Annotated in this window: 15 protein-coding genes; 8 read left to right on the forward strand and 7 right to left on the reverse strand. The window is 41.5% G+C overall.

Annotated elements, in window-relative coordinates:
- Positions 1-39 precede the first annotated feature (39 nt).
- From JKJ11_RS07195 to JKJ11_RS07205, 3 genes are all read right to left on the reverse strand, one after another.
- Positions 40-360 (reverse strand): hypothetical protein, encoded by a 321-nt coding sequence (locus JKJ11_RS07195; protein WP_006070612.1) that lies wholly within the window; start codon positions 358-360, stop codon positions 40-42.
- A gap of 213 nt (positions 361-573) precedes the next feature.
- Positions 574-1,374, reverse strand: a complete 801-nt coding sequence (locus JKJ11_RS07200) for an SDR family NAD(P)-dependent oxidoreductase (protein ID WP_252038974.1) — start codon at positions 1,372-1,374, stop codon at positions 574-576.
- Positions 1,375-1,687: 313 nt separating this feature from the next.
- Positions 1,688-2,605, reverse strand: a complete 918-nt coding sequence (locus JKJ11_RS07205) for a helix-turn-helix domain-containing protein (RefSeq protein WP_124941038.1) — start codon at positions 2,603-2,605, stop codon at positions 1,688-1,690.
- Positions 2,606-2,880: 275 nt separating this feature from the next.
- Between JKJ11_RS07205 and JKJ11_RS07210 the strand changes: the two genes are divergently transcribed.
- The 3 genes from JKJ11_RS07210 (at position 2,881) to JKJ11_RS07220 (ending at position 5,550) form a co-directional block, all read left to right on the forward strand.
- Entirely contained in the window at positions 2,881-4,038 is a 1,158-nt protein-coding gene (locus tag JKJ11_RS07210; RefSeq protein WP_252038975.1) for an alpha/beta hydrolase, read from the forward strand.
- Positions 4,039-4,179: 141 nt separating this feature from the next.
- Positions 4,180-4,584 (forward strand): hypothetical protein, encoded by a 405-nt coding sequence (locus JKJ11_RS07215; protein WP_124941040.1) that lies wholly within the window; start codon positions 4,180-4,182, stop codon positions 4,582-4,584.
- A 39-nt stretch (positions 4,585-4,623) separates the two neighbouring features.
- On the forward strand, positions 4,624-5,550 hold the full coding sequence (locus JKJ11_RS07220) for an alpha/beta hydrolase (RefSeq protein ID WP_252038976.1): 927 nt from the start codon (positions 4,624-4,626) through the stop codon (positions 5,548-5,550).
- Positions 5,551-5,914: 364 nt separating this feature from the next.
- Here JKJ11_RS07220 and JKJ11_RS07225 read toward each other — a convergent pair whose 3' ends face one another.
- Both JKJ11_RS07225 and JKJ11_RS07230 read right to left on the reverse strand, forming a co-directional pair.
- Positions 5,915-7,255 carry a lyase family protein gene (locus tag JKJ11_RS07225; protein ID WP_124941051.1) on the reverse strand — a complete coding sequence of 447 codons (1,341 nt, stop codon included), beginning with the start codon at positions 7,253-7,255 and terminating at the stop codon, positions 5,915-5,917.
- 43 nt (positions 7,256-7,298) lie between these two features.
- Positions 7,299-8,831 carry an aldehyde dehydrogenase family protein gene (locus tag JKJ11_RS07230; RefSeq protein WP_239919895.1) on the reverse strand — a complete coding sequence of 511 codons (1,533 nt, stop codon included), beginning with the start codon at positions 8,829-8,831 and terminating at the stop codon, positions 7,299-7,301.
- 189 nt (positions 8,832-9,020) lie between these two features.
- On the opposite strand from JKJ11_RS07230, the gene JKJ11_RS07235 reads away from it, so the two are divergent.
- From JKJ11_RS07235 to JKJ11_RS07255, 5 genes are all read left to right on the forward strand, one after another.
- Positions 9,021-9,905 carry a LysR family transcriptional regulator gene (locus JKJ11_RS07235; protein WP_124941052.1) on the forward strand — a complete coding sequence of 295 codons (885 nt, stop codon included), beginning with the start codon at positions 9,021-9,023 and terminating at the stop codon, positions 9,903-9,905.
- Between the two features lie 205 nt (positions 9,906-10,110).
- Positions 10,111-11,130, forward strand: a complete 1,020-nt coding sequence (locus JKJ11_RS07240; protein WP_124941053.1) for an aldo/keto reductase — start codon at positions 10,111-10,113, stop codon at positions 11,128-11,130.
- A gap of 524 nt (positions 11,131-11,654) precedes the next feature.
- Positions 11,655-12,992, forward strand: coding sequence for a dimethylsulfonioproprionate lyase DddP (gene dddP / locus JKJ11_RS07245; protein ID WP_124941054.1), 1,338 nt, complete (start codon positions 11,655-11,657; stop codon positions 12,990-12,992).
- Between the two features lie 9 nt (positions 12,993-13,001).
- Positions 13,002-14,603, forward strand: a complete 1,602-nt coding sequence (locus JKJ11_RS07250; RefSeq protein WP_198557720.1) for a BCCT family transporter — start codon at positions 13,002-13,004, stop codon at positions 14,601-14,603.
- Between the two features lie 610 nt (positions 14,604-15,213).
- Entirely contained in the window at positions 15,214-15,579 is a 366-nt protein-coding gene (locus tag JKJ11_RS07255; protein WP_088878038.1) for a winged helix-turn-helix transcriptional regulator, read from the forward strand.
- Positions 15,580-15,661: 82 nt separating this feature from the next.
- Here the strand turns inward: JKJ11_RS07255 and JKJ11_RS07260 are convergent, their stop codons facing one another.
- Complete coding sequence (locus tag JKJ11_RS07260) at positions 15,662-16,201, reverse strand: redoxin domain-containing protein (RefSeq protein WP_088878037.1); 540 nt, start codon at positions 16,199-16,201, stop codon at positions 15,662-15,664.
- 85 nt (positions 16,202-16,286) lie between these two features.
- On the reverse strand, positions 16,287-16,943 hold the full coding sequence (locus JKJ11_RS07265; RefSeq protein ID WP_252038977.1) for a DsbA family oxidoreductase: 657 nt from the start codon (positions 16,941-16,943) through the stop codon (positions 16,287-16,289).
- Positions 16,944-17,057 lie beyond the last annotated feature (114 nt).

Raw genomic sequence — 17,057 nt, forward strand, 5'->3', positions numbered from 1 at the left:
GACTAGCACATGCTAGTCAGTTTTTTTTTTATGGTTTAGCTAAAAGCAGAACTCAGATGCTGAGGTACAGACACCATAATCTGTCGTAGTTTGTCGTGAAAGCTCTATGTCTTCGACGTGAAACTCACCTTCGAAGATTTTAACTTTGATGTCAGATCGACTGTAAAACTCAAATGTGCAGCCAGTAATAACTTCATGGTACATTCCCGATACATCAAACACGTCTTTTTCAATACTTATTCCTTTCAACTTATGAAGCTTGTTGCCATCGTTGAAATATTGAGTACTAAACTGGTTATTCTTCATTGAGGTATGAATATGAAAAACCTCTTTAAAAGAATCAATGGTAAATATAATCATAGTTTTTATTTTGGGTTTGAACGGAGCGGGAAGGTTATAGGAATCAGTTGGTTACCACAGTCGATGTTTTGTCATGGTTTTGTCAAGAATTGCGTTAATGGCTAGGTCTATTACTCTATTTTTATAGTTGCTGCCTATCCTGAATACTAATAATAGAAAAGGTTAACCTTTCGACACGATATTGTTGGCTAACCTTTTTATTCCTATATGAGTCTATCTAGCAGATAACATTTCAATAACGGATAATACTTGTTCAGTTTTCGTTTCATTTAATGCATCAGGATGCGGTGCGGCAAAGCTTTCTAAATCATTATCAAAATACTTGCCATGTGCATGCGCGAATTCATCGGACAGCGATGCTCGAACTAGAATATCAGCACCGAGAGCTAAGTCATTTCCTGCAATACCATATGCATCTTTCACCATTTTACTTCCCAAAAATGACTTCGGATTAACAGACACAATCATTGGTCCTGTTTGCTCATAGCGTAATCCCAACGCGCGAGACCACATAGTAAGAGCGAGTTTACTTTGCGCGTATGCATCTGAATCACCGAGTGGCTTGTTTCCTCGCAATGCATCCAAGTTGACAGTGGCTTGTGCTGCCGAAGATAAGTTAACCACACGTCCGTTAGCAGCAAGCAATGGAATTAAAGCCTGTGTAAGACGATAAGGGGCAATAGAATTGACGACAAAACGAATGTCGAGATTATCTTCAGTCTTAGTTGCGGGAGCTGTAAATACACCGGCATTATTAATGAGGACATCGATTTGAGAGAATCGCTGAGAAACCTCATCAGCCATTTTGTTTATTTGGTTGAGATCAGATAAATCAGCAATGATCGTTTCTACTTTCGCATCTGAATTCAATTCCAGTAACTGATCAACGACGTCTGAAACTTTGGCTGGCGTTCGACCGTGAATGATAACTGTATGATTTAGCTTTATTAAATCCTTGGCAGTTGCTAACCCAATACCATCGGTTGCTCCAGTAATTAAGATCACTTTGCTCATTCTAAGCTCCTAGTTATTCAATAGATTTTTATCTGAATAACAACAGATAAATTCTTGTCATGGACTGGCACATAACAACAAACTGCCCAATCGATTTGGTCACTGTAATGTTAGCCGGGCTCTTCGACAAGTCACCTTGTTAAGGAAATACTTTATAGATTTTGTTGATAATAGATGGAAACAATAAAGAGTTCTTAGTGCTTTTAAGCTATATCAGCCAATCACCTATCGTGGTTTTGTGAAAGATTAACGAGTTTATGTCCCTTTTCGTGTTTCGTATCTACCTTAGGACATTCGTTATCCAAAATTCCGATTAATGACGAATGTTCTCTGCTCGATATTCAGATGGTGTCATTCCTACTTTGTTTTTGAATAAACGCGAAAAATACTGTGGATATTCAAAGCCAAGACTATATGCAATAGTCGCGACAGAATCCTTACTTGAAAGCAAGCGATCCTTTGACTTTTCAATCAAAGCGTAATGAATCCAGTCTTTGGTTGTCTTTCCGGTTTCTGCCTTAAGGGCATCACTTAAGTAGCGACTCGTCATATTCATATCTCGCGCCATATCTTCAACTTCAGGAATAGTTTCCGATTGACTAACAACAGCTTCTAATCGAGCCTCCAATAGATTTGAAAACCTATCGTATACCGATGTATCTGTTTCTTTGCGCATCAAGAACTGTCGGTGATAGTAACGATTGGCATACATCAATAACGTACTGATTTGCGAGAGAATTAGGTCTTTACTGAAGGCATCTAAGCAATTGCTGTTTTCAATCTCAAGCGTATCAAACATATTTGCCATATGTCGCTCTTCCTTTGGAGAAAGGTGCAGCGCTTCATTGACGGAATAATTGAAGAACTGATATTGCTTCAGTTCATCTTGTAGTTTGTGGCCACGAATGTAGTCCGGATGGAAACAGATAGTTCGAGCTACTGCATCAACTTTAATCCCACTTGCTGATACTTCTTGATTAGGTGCAAAAAACAGCATAGTACCATTCGAGCAGTCGTACTTTGTGCGGCCATACATGAGTTCACCAGAAATAATGTGTTTGAGCGATATCGAATAGAAACTGGTGGATAGCGCCAACTCTTGTTCACAATTTAGCTGGTTATCATCATTGTTTGAGCTCATTTTTATTACATCAACAAGAGGATGCTCTGGTGGACGTAAACCAAGTGCCGCATTTTGTTCTGCAATCGTTTCAAAGTGGAATTTTTTCATTATTGAACCTCATGGTGTAACGCAATGCTGGCATCAGACATAAACAATAGCTGACGATAACGTTGATCATTGCGCTAACTACTGTGCGTCAGTCTAAGCAGAAATACAGTATATAAAACTCCGTAATATGTATACAAAACAACGAAATGATCAATTTCGGGGATTTGTATACAACTCTCGTGGTTTTGTGCGCTGCTTAAATTATAGCCACCACTTATTATGAACTTCTAATCGACGGAGCAATTGCGCTCTGACAAGAGAGGTTTTCCAAAGGTATGTCTGCAAATCTATACAAGTTGCTGTTACTTAGCGTTGTTTTTTCATTAGCCGGTTGTATTTCTGGTTCTTCAACTTCGCTAAGTCAGTCACAGGACTATTACGATTATATTCAGCCGTCATTTTCCGAGTATTTAATGGTGACAGAGAAGTGGCTAGCGGAAAATCGCAGTTACATCAGTGATGACCACGATAAGGAAATCACTATGAACATGCCATTCGAATTGACACCGAAACACAAGACAAACAAGGCCGTTTTACTGGTACACGGTTTGGGTGATTCACCATATAGCTTTTCGGACATTGCTCCTTCGTTGCGTGTGCAAGGGTTTCATGTGGAAGTGTTGCTACTTCCAGGTCATGGGAGTAAGCCCAGTGACTTAATGCTGCCAAGCTATAACGATTGGCAAACTATCGTTGATCATTACGCTGGTTTATTGAAACAACAATACGAAGAGGTCTGGTTGGGCGGTTTTTCTACAGGAGGCAACCTCGTCACAATTCATGCTATCGAAAATGGAGGTATTGATGGCTTGTTACTGTTCTCTCCAGGCTTTCAGTCTCAAACGCCATATCTTGAAAAGTTAGCACCTATCGCTTCCATCTTTTTTGATGGCTACACCACTGATGAGGACAACTTTGCTCGCTATAACTCTGCACCGCTAAATGGAGCAATAGCATACTCACAAAGTGCAGCAAAGCTAAGAGAGTTATTGAAAGAGAATCAAGTGGAGATCCCCACTCTAATTGTGTTGAGTGAGGCGGACAGTATTATCGACCCAGAAGCGGTAAATGCTCTATATCAACAACGCTTTACACATCCGAGTAATCAACTGCTTTGGTATGGTGAGTCTAATATTGGGCAGGAAACTGTGACGGTATCGAGTATGAAGTTGGATGGGTTGAGGATTAGTACGGCATCTCACATGAGTCCTTTATTTGCTCCGAGCAATGCTTATTACGGACAAGATGCAACCTACACGATGTGTATGAATAGCATGGACAGTGACGCGGTAGCCTATTGCGAGAAAGGAGGTGAAGTGTGGTTGTCGGCTTGGGGTTATGAAGAGGAGGGTAAGGTGCATGCTCGATTGACTTGGAACCCATACTATCAAAGCCTTGAGAAGGCTATGCTCGAAGTAGCAAGTGCTCAATAATAACACTTCCCGCATCACCAGATGTATTAACTCTGCCTCGTTATTCTGTATACAGGTCTTGCAGTTTTGTGCACTGCTATATCGAAGCGTACCACCTAAGATAGCCTTATCAATTACCAGACAGCTTATGAGGTGATAACTATGCGACAAAAGGAAGAACAATTAAGTCAATTGATTCAAGCTGTTGACAGGAAAAAAGTTCATCAGATTAGATGTGGTGATCACCGTTTTATAGATATCACCATTGTACAAACCGAAGGCCGTTTTTTTGTCAGACAGTATAAGTTCAACGAGCGGAGTTGGTATGACGCATTTATCAATAATCCAAGCTTGGACGGCGAACCCAATGGAGCGATGAGAGTCGGTGACCTAGAGGTGTTAGTCAATGGCAAAGTTCCTAATGACCTATCGATGGTGACGTCCCGAGTCAACTCGGCTTATCGGAAGTTACTGGGGCTTCTATATCCAATAATGCGTCTAACGTTTGACACAAAAAAGCACGAAGCGGCAACACTAGAATTAATTCCAGTGTTTGAAAGCGAATAATGCAAATTCAATAAAGTAGCAGAAACAAAAGGTAGGAATATGAATATTAAACAAGTAACTTTCAAATCATTTGGTGTAGATCTGGTTGGTAATCTCTATGTACCTGCGGGATTTGACGTAAACAAGAAGTACAAAGCTATCCTAGGTGCAAGCCCGTTTCCACAAGTGAAAGAGCAAGTGCTAGCAACTTATGGTGCTGAAATGGCAGAGCGTGGTTTTATCTTCCTTGCATTTGATTACCTAGGTATGGGTGACTCTCCGTCACTTCCTGGTGAGTATATGCAGTCTCGTTACATGTTCCGTTTAATAGAAAATACGTGGGATGCGGTTTCATTCTTAAGCTCGCTACCATATGTCGATGAAATCTACGGTCTGGGTGTCTGTCAGGGCGGTTCAATTATGGCTTCTTCAGCGGTGACGGACCATCGTATTAAAAAGATGGCGCTTGTTTCAGGCATGATGGCAGCGGATGCATTCCAATGGACAGATAAAGCAACCGTTCATCAAATGATTGCAGCTGCAAACGATTCTAAGCAGAAAATGTTTGAAACCGGTAAAGCTGACTATGTGGCCCCATTTGGCTTAAATGACGAACAGTCAAAAGAGGAGTTTGTTGGAGAAGCTGCCTTTCCGGAAATGGCAGGTGAAACATATGATTACTATGGTCGTGATGGCTATCGAGGTCCTGTAGCAGTCGAGAATTTCACCAACATACATGTGGCAGATCAACCAATGCAATCCTTATTCTCTCTTTGTGAGCACTACGCTGACAAAATAGTACAGCCAACGCTAGTTGTTTATGGTCAGGATGCGCCAACCGCAATTTGCTCAACAGCGTTTATTGAAAAGTTAACCAATGAGCATGAAGTACTGGCTTTAGGTAAGTTTAGCCACGTTGATTTTTACTACAAACCAGAAGCGGTAACGCTTTCAGCAAATGCAGTGGCTAGTTTTTTTAACAAATAATCACTCAAGAAAGCGCTTTATTATTCTTATACTAGAACGCTTCCTTAACGCTGAGATAAGTGCTTGAACAGCGATAAAACGGGGCTCAATTAACAACTCGATAGGGCCTTACATTAACCCCATTTGTCCAGAATCTTCACAGTTGGCACTTTTGGAACTCAAAAGTGCCCCATTACAAGCTACATAACTTTCGTGTGATGCTTTGCAGATAGGTACTTGGCCTATTTATTCTAATCTGAATAATGTCTACAGAACTGTCACTAGTAGATGGAGTGACATCAAAAGATTAGAGCACGCTTTAATAGACTGGGTGCCACAATCTAGCATTCCGGTTACAGTATTATTTGCTATTAATGAGTAGAGGTCACCGCTTGAGTATCTCTTGTAACGTCTCTTTTAATTCAGTCGAGTTTTTTGCCTCTTTAACATGGTCTAAAGTCGCTTTGTATCCAATCTTAGACTTAACCCGTACGACGAGTGGCACTAAGGCAGACTCATTACGAGATTGTGTCTCTGAGTTGACTTCTATCCCGAGAATACACTTCTCAGTTAGTACTGAAATTCCTTTCTCTAGGTGATCTATCGCATCTAATAGATTGATAATCAGTAGCATTCCCCACGGGTTATAATCTAACTCTCCATGGATATGTGCTTGTTTAGATGAGTAACAATGCCCTTGTGCTTGCATAGCAGACTGAATGGCAAACTCGGGAATCGTAGGGTTTACTTTCCCAGGCATAGCACTTGAACCAGCCTGTACTGCTGGAAGCGTAATTTCCGATAAACCGCCCTCTGGACCGGAAGACATCAGACGCAGGTCTTTCGCGATCTTGATAATAAAGCCCGCTAAGTTCTCCACCTGGCTCACGCAATTAGTTTGAGCATCGAATGATTGGCTGGATTGAAACAAGTTATCGTTCTTGCGAAGCTCTATACCGGTAACGTCTGAAAGTACTGAGATGCAACGCTCGGCATAAGCCGTTGAACAGTCACCACTTCGACCAATAATATTACCGCTTAAATTAACAGCCTGAAGGTCATTGCGACACGCTTTAAGGTGCATTTGATAGGTATGTAGTGATGCTAAGTAACCGCTCCAGAATTGTTTAAACTCAATCGTGACAGCATCCTGCATACAGGTTCTGGCGAGTTTAGAACTGTCGCTGTGATTCGCTATTAAATACTCAAGCGAGTATATCAAGCGTTCAATGGTTATATCTAAGCGGTCAAGGGCTTCAATCGCAGCCAAGTGACTTGCGGTTTGCAAGCAGTCGCTCGTTGAATGATTCATATTAATGGCATCATTCGGATGAGCGGGAGAATAAGAGCCGTAGGGCTGGGCATAATAACTATAATTGACAATGTTAGCGACGACTTCATTGACATTCATATTAACGGAAATCCCACCACCACCATGAAATGCGTGAACGGGGAATAGCTCCCTTTGGTAGTTTTCTAATATGGACTGACAGGTGTTTTCAACGTTCAATGAAAGCACTGGATCCATTTCTCCTATTTCCCTGTTTACACGAGCAGAAGCTAATTTGATACGTAAAACAGCGTTGATAAGTGAAGCGTAGTCGCCAAGTGTTTTTTGATTGTCTACGGGGTACAGATTTAGAGCTCGCTGTGTTTGAGCACCATAAGGGAGTAACGCCGGAATTTTCACTTCACCAATATTATCGACTTCGATTCTGTATTGCATGATTTTCCTTAATTGGGCGGATAGGACCGCCCAACATATTTGATTAACTTTCGCCGTAGTAGACCCAAATACTCTTAGTCTTTGTGTAAGAAGATAGCGAATGAATGGCCATTTCCTTACCCCAGCCACTTTGTTTAAAGCCTCCAAATGGGCTGGCAAGTCCATAGCAGCCATATTTGTTTACAAACACCATACCAGCATCAATCTGATCAACCATTCGATGTGCGCGAGTCACATTGGATGTGTATATACCTGCCGCAAGTCCATATTCCGTGTTGTTAGCTATTCTAACGGCGTCTTCTTCACTTTTGAATTTGATACAAGAAAGCACTGGCCCAAAGATCTCTTCACGAGCTATACGGGCATCTTCAGGTACTTCTGAGAAAATCGTTGGTCGCACAAAGTAACCGTTATCATTCCCATTTGATGTATCTCGCGTACCACCAGCAACCAGTTTCGCTTCGGTTTTACCTATCTCAATGTAAGACATGATTTTATTGAACTGCGCTTCATTACATTGAGGCCCTTGTTCACTTTCAGGATCTAACGGATCACCACACTTAACAGCCTCTGCTTTCGCAATCAGTTTCTCGAGAACATAGTCATAAATTCCTTCTTGAATTAAGAATCGTGTTGGTTCGGAGCACTTTTCACCTTTGTGAGAGAACATAACAGTAAAGGCACGATCAATAGCTGCATCCAAGTTTTCAGTATCCTCAAAGAAGATACAAGGAGACTTACCGCCAAGCTCAAGCGTGACTGATTTCATGTTTGATTGGCCGCTATTCTCAATAATTTTGCGTCCAATTGGTGTACTGCCCGTAAAGGAAACTTTTTGCACATTATTGCTGACTGTTAGTTGATTTGAAGCCGCTCCATCAGCAATTACTAAGTTTAAAACACCGTCTGGAATATCAACGTTTTCAACAATTTTTTCTATCAAATATAAGGAGGTCAAAGGTGTAAACTCGGATGGTTTAAGAATAACCGTATTCCCCATAGCTAAAGCCGGAGCAATTTTCAACGCGGCCTGATAAAGAGGAAAGTTCCAAGGTGCGATAAGCGCACATACGCCAACCGGTTCTTTATTCGTGAAGTTAAGGTACTCAGGGTCGACAGGTGACGTTTCGCCATAAAACTTGTCAGTCCAACCTGCATAGTACTCAAAGATATCAGCACAAGTTGGGATATCATCTGCCAACGACTCTGTTAAAAGTTTCCCGTTTGGTAGCGTCTCTAGCACCGCTAAGACTTCAGTATGATCACGAATAACTTGAGCAATATCGCGAAGAACTTTAGCTCGTTCAGTCCTACTCACTTTACTCCACACACCAGATTGGTGAGCTTGTGAGGCAACAGCCGTCGCTTCTTCAACTAACTGCTCATCAGCTAAAGGGATGTTACACAACACATCTCTATTGCTAGGGTTGGTAACCATCCAATTATTCTCTAAGTTGCCGAGAACCCATTGGCCACCAATAAATTGCTTTTTATCTTTGCTTAGCCACTCTTTAGCTGTAGTGATCGCTAAATTGTATTGAGTATCCATATTTTCTCCAAACTGCGCATTTGTCATTGTGGTCAGTCCTTAAAAATTTACAGATGTCACAATTTCACAACAACCGAATAAAAGTAATTAACATATGAAATTTAATCATTAGAATTCAGAAAAATCTATAAAAGCGCGCTATTGCGGAAGTTAATGTGAAACGCAGTGACTGAGTTTGAGTTCTAGGTCGCTGTATTTGTGACTAGGAGCAAGATAATGAGACAGCTACCCTCGCTTAATGCAGTTCGAGTATTTGAAGTTGCAGGCACCCACTTGAGTTTCACCGCTGCGGCAAACATCTTAAATGTTACACAGGGGGCGGTTAGCAAACAGATAAAGCAACTTGAGGAGTATTTAGGTGTACCGCTTTTCAAACGCACATCTACTCGAGGGCTTCTTGAGTTAACTCCGATTGGCGAGCAAGTTCTCGACACAATTTCTCGTTCTCTTTCTGAGGTTGAGAAAGGATTAGAGGTCATACGAAACCCCAATCTCCAACAGCGATTAGTTGTCCTAGCCCCTCCAACATTTACCAGTCGTTGGTTGAGTGCTCACCTCGTTAACTTTGCAAAAGTATTTCCTCAGTATGACTTACAGATCTATAGCAAACGAGAACAAAGTACCCTATACGATATTGAAATCCTCTTTGATGAAGTCAGTGAGTTCTATGCAAAAGACAACTTGTTGTTTAAAGAAAAATACGTAGCAGTCTGCAATCAAGATCTTGTTACCGAGAGCATGAATATTGAGGCGCATACACATAAGATGCTCCATATTCGCCACCACGGCCATAACCTCCCAGCATGGAAAGACTGGCTTGAATCAGCAAATATCCAATTGGCAGAGGGACACCGAAAAGGGATTTCGATGAGTACTCAAGAGCAGGTGATAAATACAGCTATCGCTGGGGGCGGGTTCGCGGTTGTAGATCTCAATATGGTCTATCACTCGCTTAAAAAACAAGAGCTCATTCAGTTCCACCCTCTACAATGCCGCAGTCGCTATGGGTACTTCATTCATGTCCCGACTCCCAAAGTCGGTACGAGTAAAGTTGAAGCATTTGTGTCCTGGTTGAAAGAAGAGTGTCTTAGCGTGTCTTAGCTTCAATTTTTCAAATAACCCCTATTGAAGGCAAAAATATAACCAATTGTTTTTTAAGGTTTTAAATTCACCTTGCATGCGGTAATGAACTAAACTCATACAAGCCTAACTTATATTCACTCGTGTTTTGTTGGCTTTTGAATCTAAATACTCAGGTCAACAAACAAAAATTAAACATTTCGTTTACATAATGCGAGAGGTGAATATGGAATACGTACAACTAGGTAACTCTGGCCTCAAGGTGTCTCGTTTGTGCCTTGGAACGATGAACATGGGTTCTAAAGAATGGAAGCCTTGGATCTTTAATGAGAAAGAGAGCGAACCAATCATTCGTCATGCTATCGACCATGGTGTTAACTTTATCGACCTAGCAGACTTTTACTCATATGGGGCAGGTGAAGAAGTCGTTTGTAATGTTCTCAATCGCATTGGACAACGTGACAAACTGATTGTAACAACTAAAGTTGGCTACCAAATGAATGATGACATCAACGCACAAGGCCATTCTCGCCAGCATATAATGAACTCCATTGACGCATCGCTAAAGCGTATGAAGATGGACTATGTAGATATTTACATGCTTCATTTCTTTGATGTAAACACCCCTATAGAAGAAACAATGTGCGCGCTGAATGATATTGTTCGATCAGGCAAAGCTCGCTATATTGGTGTTTCAACCATGTATACATGGCAGCTCGCTAAGATCATCCAGGTATGTGATCAAAACGGTTGGGTAAAACCTATCAACATGCAACTACAATATAATTGTGCCTACCGAGAAGAAGAGAGAGAGATGATTCCATATTGCCAAGACCAAGGCATCGGAGTGTCGGTATTTAGTCCTCTTGCTCGGGGTATTCTCACTAATGATCTGCAGTCTAACCGAAACAAAACCGATTTCTTTACTGCCGAAATGTATAACGACAAGGCTTCATTAGATATTTCTACTTCTGTTGCCCGCGTAGCCCAGAGGCACAACGTAGCCCCCGCTCAGGTAGCACAAGCTTGGGTACTATCTAAACAATACGTTTCCTCGATGTTAGTTGGTGCTGATACACCTGAACAATTCAATAGCGCTCTAGCTGCGTTGGAAATGAATCTAGATCAAGATGATATATTTGAGTTAGAACGCAATTATACGCCTTGCGACATAATCAACGATTACACCGCAGGAAATCGTATACCTCGAGAGGCTCGCCTTCCCAAAGGTATTTACGCTGAATAAATGGCATATAATTCAAACTGTATTCAAATGGCACTTAACGTGCCATTTTTTGTATTTTTAATTTGAAAACCCCATCTATAACTGTCAGCTTCCTGAATGACGCCAGTCATACTTAACACTTTTTGACCCCTTCCGGATATAGTCAACAGTTAGCTCAACTATCTCCATCTACTTCTATTGCTAACCCAAGGGTTTTACAAGCCACTGGTTTTACAAAATCAACCTAACTTACTGATACCTAGAATGATATTGGCTTTTACGCACGTCAGGCAATTAAACTTAGCTCACAGAACTAAAAGTAAACCTTTCAAAATGCAACACTCAATTAACAACGCGTTATTGATGGCTATCACTATTGGCATATAGACATTCAAGCTCAACTTAATCTAACCGATTGTTTAATCAGAGGATTCATTACCCAGCGAATTTTGTTCTTAGGTATGAGACTTTATTTCCATCAATCACCAATAACATTGCTGTAACATTAAACCCAGTTAATACGGTGGTTTATTAAGGGAAATAAAATGACAAACCAATTTGTACTTGGCTCCAATCGAAAAATAGATCCGTCACGTCGACGTGCCGCACAATTAAAACCAGATGGAAGCGTGAACGACAATGATAGAGTCGAGATAGGGCCTACTGCTCTTGCATTCCAAGAGTGGGCAGACCTAGGTCTCACTCCACCAAATCTGCACAAAATGCGAGAGTATCGATTAAAACGCATTGTAGACCAATTGCAAGCCCGTGACTTGGCAGGGGTGTTGTTATTTGATCCTTTGAATATTCGATATGCAACAGATTCGACCAACATGCAGCTTTGGATTGCACACAACCACGCTCGTGCTTGTTTTGTATCTGCAGAGGGCTACATGATTCTTTGGGATTTCCATAACTGTGACCATTTATCTGCACACCTACCGCTTGTGAAAGAAGTACGTAATGGAGCGTCATTCTTCTACTTCGAAACTGGAAATCGAACCAATGAACACGCCCATCATTTTGCAAAAGAGATTGCTGACATCGTTAAGCGTCACGGTGGTGGGAGCAATCGTATCGCTGTAGACAAGATCGAGATTGTTGGTTTGCGTGAGCTCGATAAGCAAGGCCTCGATATCTTTGATGGCCAAGAAGTGATGGAACTAGCTAGAGCAGTCAAAAACACTGATGAGATCAACGCAATGCGCTGTTCGATTGCTTCGACAGAGATTGCAATGAAAAAAATGCAAGAGGCAACTGTTCCTGGCGTCACTGAAAACGATATTTGGTCGGTGTTACATGCAGAAAACATTAAGCGCGGTGGTGAATGGATAGAGTGTCGAATCCTGTCTTCAGGACCTCGTACAAACCCATGGTTCCAAGAGTGCGGTCCTCGCGTAGTTAAAGAAGGAGAGCTGTTAGCTTTTGATACCGACCTCATTGGTCCTTATGGATTCTGTGCAGACCTATCACGCACGTGGCTAATCGGTGATGTAGAAGCGACCGAAGAACAGAGACATTTATACCGCGTGGCCTATGAACATATCCAACACAATATGGAAATACTAAAGCCAGGTATGACATTCGAAGAAGTAACACGCTCTGGCCTTTTACTTCCTGAAAAATACCGACCACAACGCTATGGAGTAATGATGCACGGTGTCGGTTTATGCGATGAGTACCCTTCAATACGATATCCAGAAGATCTAGAAGGTCATGGGTATGACGGTGTATTGGAGCCAGGCATGGCACTTTGTGTTGAGGCATATGTTGGCGCTGTTGGCGGCAAAGAAGGGGTCAAATTGGAAGACCAAGTCATTATCACAGAAGATGGGTTTGAAAACCTAACGAACTACCCATTTGAAAAAGAGTTATTAAAGTAGGAGCAGCACATGACATCCGTACCTAAAAACACTCATAAATTACTAGTAAGCGCGGGAGCTGGGATAATTTTAACTCTGTGCTTTGTCTATGTATTACTTGCTCCAGAAGCAAGCACTGACATGTTCTCAAATCTGAAAAACTACATCGCGCATAAGTTTGCCTGGTTTTATATGGGCAGTGTCGCATTGTTTATCTCTATCTTAATTTTTAGTGCATGTAGCCGTGTTGGAGATTTAAGGCTCGGTAAAGATAATGAGAGACCTGAATTTTCAGGGTTTGCATGGGGTTCGATGCTCTTTAGCACAGGGATGGGCATTGGGCTTGTTTTTTTCGGCGTCGCTGAGCCTGTCATGCATTATATGAACCCTCCTATCGTTGAGGCACAGAGTGATGTAGCAGTGAGAGATGCAATGAACATTACTTTCTTTCATTGGGGCATCAATGCATGGGCTATTTACACTATTGTAGCTCTTGTTATTTCTTACGCAGCGTATCGTAAAGGCCGTCCACTAGAAATGCGAAGCGCATTTTATCCAATATTTGGTGACCGAATCAATGGACCTTTAGGAGTAGCTATTGATGTCTTTGCTGTACTTGCAACAGTGGTTGGTATTGTGACTCCCCTAGGTTTTGGCGTGCAACAAATTAATACTGGCTTAAATTATGTACTAGGCGTGGAGATTAGCACAGGCAATCAAATTGTCTTGATTGCAATTATTGGAATAACGACATGTATTTCACTGGTGCTTGGCCTAAAGAAAGGGATAAAAGCGCTATCACTCATTAACATCTGCGTCGCAATTGGACTAATGACGTATGTATTTTTAGCCTCTAATACTACCTTCATCCTCAACTCAACAGTTGAAAATATCGGCAACTATTTGGCGAGCTTTGTACCCCTGTCTTTTGATACTTACGCTTATACTAACCCAGATTGGTTTTATGGTTGGACACTATTTTACTGGGCTTGGTGGATTGCTTTCGCTGCGCCAACGGGGTTGTTTATTGCTCGAATTTCACGTGGCAGAACAATACGAGAGTTTGTGGTAGGTGTACTTGTTATACCAGTGGGTTTTTCTTTCGCATGGCTAACAATATTCGGTAATAGTGCGTTGGACCTTATTCATAACCAAGGTATCGAGGAGTTAAGTGCGGCAGTGATGACCAACTCCTCGTCGGCATTATTTAAGTTCTTTGAGTTGGTATCTGATTGGAGTCTACCTAGTTACTTAGCTCTATTCAGTATTTTCGTGTTCTTTATAACGACTTCTGATTCGGGCACGCTTGTTATTAATACATTGACATCAAAGGATGAAGATAATGCTCCGATTTCACAACGTATTGGCTGGGTAATTGCAATTTCTGGTATCACTAGCTTGTTATTAATGAGTGGAGGCATGACCGCTATTCAATCGCTACTCGTTATTATGGGGTGCCCTTTCGCCATTATGGTAACGATGATGAGTTATGGGTTTATGAAGTCTGTGTATGTTGAAGTCTATTCACCCGCTACCAAAACCCGAGGAGCCGAATTGGATGAAGTAATTAGAAAAGCAGAACAAACAGAGATTGAATATAGGAAAGCTCAATTCATCCATGGTGGTAAGTAATCATATTGAGTTAGATTACGAAAGATCAATAATATAGACGATTCACTGACTATACAGCTCTCCTCACTTTCAAGTTCCTCCTTAGAGCTACTTTTGAGTAGGAGAGCACTCAAAAGTCCACACTTCCCTTTTATATATGTATAAAAGGTTGGACACCGGTTTAAGTGTCTTTCCATACACAGAGTTATCAATGATTTGCTAAATTAAAATAGTCACTGACTCACTTTTGTCCAGAGGTGTGCTGACGGAGTACGCAACACAAAACTGCTCCAATACAAGTTATAGACATGTGTTGTGACGAGAAAAGTTAGTCGAAATGGCCAAAAAAACTAGCTGTACAGTCAGTCTATGGAGACTTTTATATTAGTTGTTACAGCTCATTATCAACTAGGTTACTAAAAGTATACTGATTGTATTCAATCTCTAGGTTACTAAAAGTATACTGATTGTATTCAATCTCTAGGTAACTAAAATATACCGTAAGGCGCTCGCCATTAGGAGCCTACTCCTATACTTATTCGATGTGCGTATTCAATAACTACGAGTGACGTTTTTATTATCAATGCTGATAAATTACATTACTTAGTTTCTCAAAATGACGTGGGGCTGTATGAAAGCGAAAGTTGAAGTTGACCCAAAAGGGCGTAAGAGCGTCGTTGATGCCTGTACTCAGCCTTGTGCGATCGAAAAAGGTATGAGGATTTTGGGTTCAAAATGGAAGGGATCGATTATCTACCATCTAAAAGATGGTCCAGTGAGATTCAATGACCTTTCAAGAATGTTGGGCGGTGCTAGCAAGAAGATGGTCGATCAGCGTCTAAAAGAGCTAGAAAGTGAAAACATGGTTATACGCCGTGTGCTCAATGAAAAACCACTGGCAGTCAGCTACGAACTTACCGAGTTTGGGCGCAGTGCTTTAACAATTCTCGATGAGTTGAGAAAATGGTCTGAAAGCAACAATATACAGCTAAGATAGCGAGAGCTACATTTATCTAACTCCCTCTTTAACGTAGCAAGGCAACCAATATGGTTGCCTTGTAGTATTTCGAACTGGCGATTCAGTAGTCTAGTGTGCCACGGATAGGGTAGTGGTTCTCTGGGTTACGAATCCATGCCAAACCTCGGGTCAGTGCACCGAGCTCAGGTCTAACAAATGGGTTATTGGATATGTCTACCACGTGTAGGTTGCCGTGTTCATTGACGACAAACAACCCCGGCTCTGCAAAGTTATGGTCGGTTTCAGCTTCGGAGCGTGGTAGTGATATATAAAGCCCCAGAGTCTTCATTTGTTGCTCCGTAAGGCCATAGGCGATAGGAAAACTGATATCGAGCTTTTCTAGGTGTTGCTCCAATTGTTGCTTTGAGTCACCAGAGACTGCCAAAATATCAACACCTGAGTCACTAAATGCTTGTTTATAGGTCTCAATTTCATTCAAATATTTGGTGCAAAGTGGACAATGTTTACCACGATAGACAAACACCGCTTGCCATGTTGCATCACCTTGAGGTTGACCTAACTTGACTTTGGTTCCATCAAGCTTTGTTGCCTCTAATATAGGAAAAGCGTCACTCGCTTTTAGTTTTTGTGAGTATGTCATCTGGGCTCCTGAGATTGAAGTCACAACTAGTTAGAAAAAGATAGGATACTAAGAAATAAGTTGCAACCAGTATACTTTTAGTAACCTAGCGTTGATTCGCCTGAGCTATTAACTCAACTAAGATCTGTTTGTAACTTTCCACTGAGTGCGCGCCAGAAAAACCATGTTCTCCATTGAAAATCACCGTTGGAACACTCGATACGCCCATTTTTTGCCATTGTTTCTCTGTACTACGTACTGAGCTTCGTCGCTGCACATCATCTAGCCAACGCATTCCTTCTTCGGGTTCAAGACCTACAGAAATTAGCTCTTGCTTAAGAATCTCACGGTCAGAGACGTCTTTCTGCTCACTGAAGAATGCGGTAAATAAACGTAATTTTAGCTCAGTCTGCTTGCCCAAACTCTTGGCGTAATCAAGCAAAAGGTGTGCGTCAAAAGTGTTCACCATTTTCATTTCATCAAAGTAGTTAAACTTGAAGCCATGCTCTGCCCCAATACTGGCGATACGGATGCGCGCGTTCTTACTTTCCTCTGCGCTACTGCCATATTTACGAGCAACGTGATCTCGAAGGTTTTCACCTTCAGCAGGCATATCAGGGTTCAATTCAAAAGGCTGCCACTCAATCTCGATGCTATCTTCAATGCCAAGCTGTTTGATAGCTGCTTTTAAATGGTTGTATCCGATGATGCACCATGGACAGACAACATCACTAATAATGTCGAGCTTAATTGTATTATTCATATGAGTTTCCCACTCAAAGCACTGTACTCACGCGGCAAACAGTGCTTTTATTTGCGTTTGCTATCTTTAACTGAGTTTAACGTTCGCTAGGGTGCGTCCACGCAAACTTCTAGA

It is taken from the genome of Vibrio sp. SCSIO 43133 (assembly GCF_023716845.1).
GTDB classification, from domain to species: domain Bacteria; phylum Pseudomonadota; class Gammaproteobacteria; order Enterobacterales; family Vibrionaceae; genus Vibrio; species Vibrio mediterranei.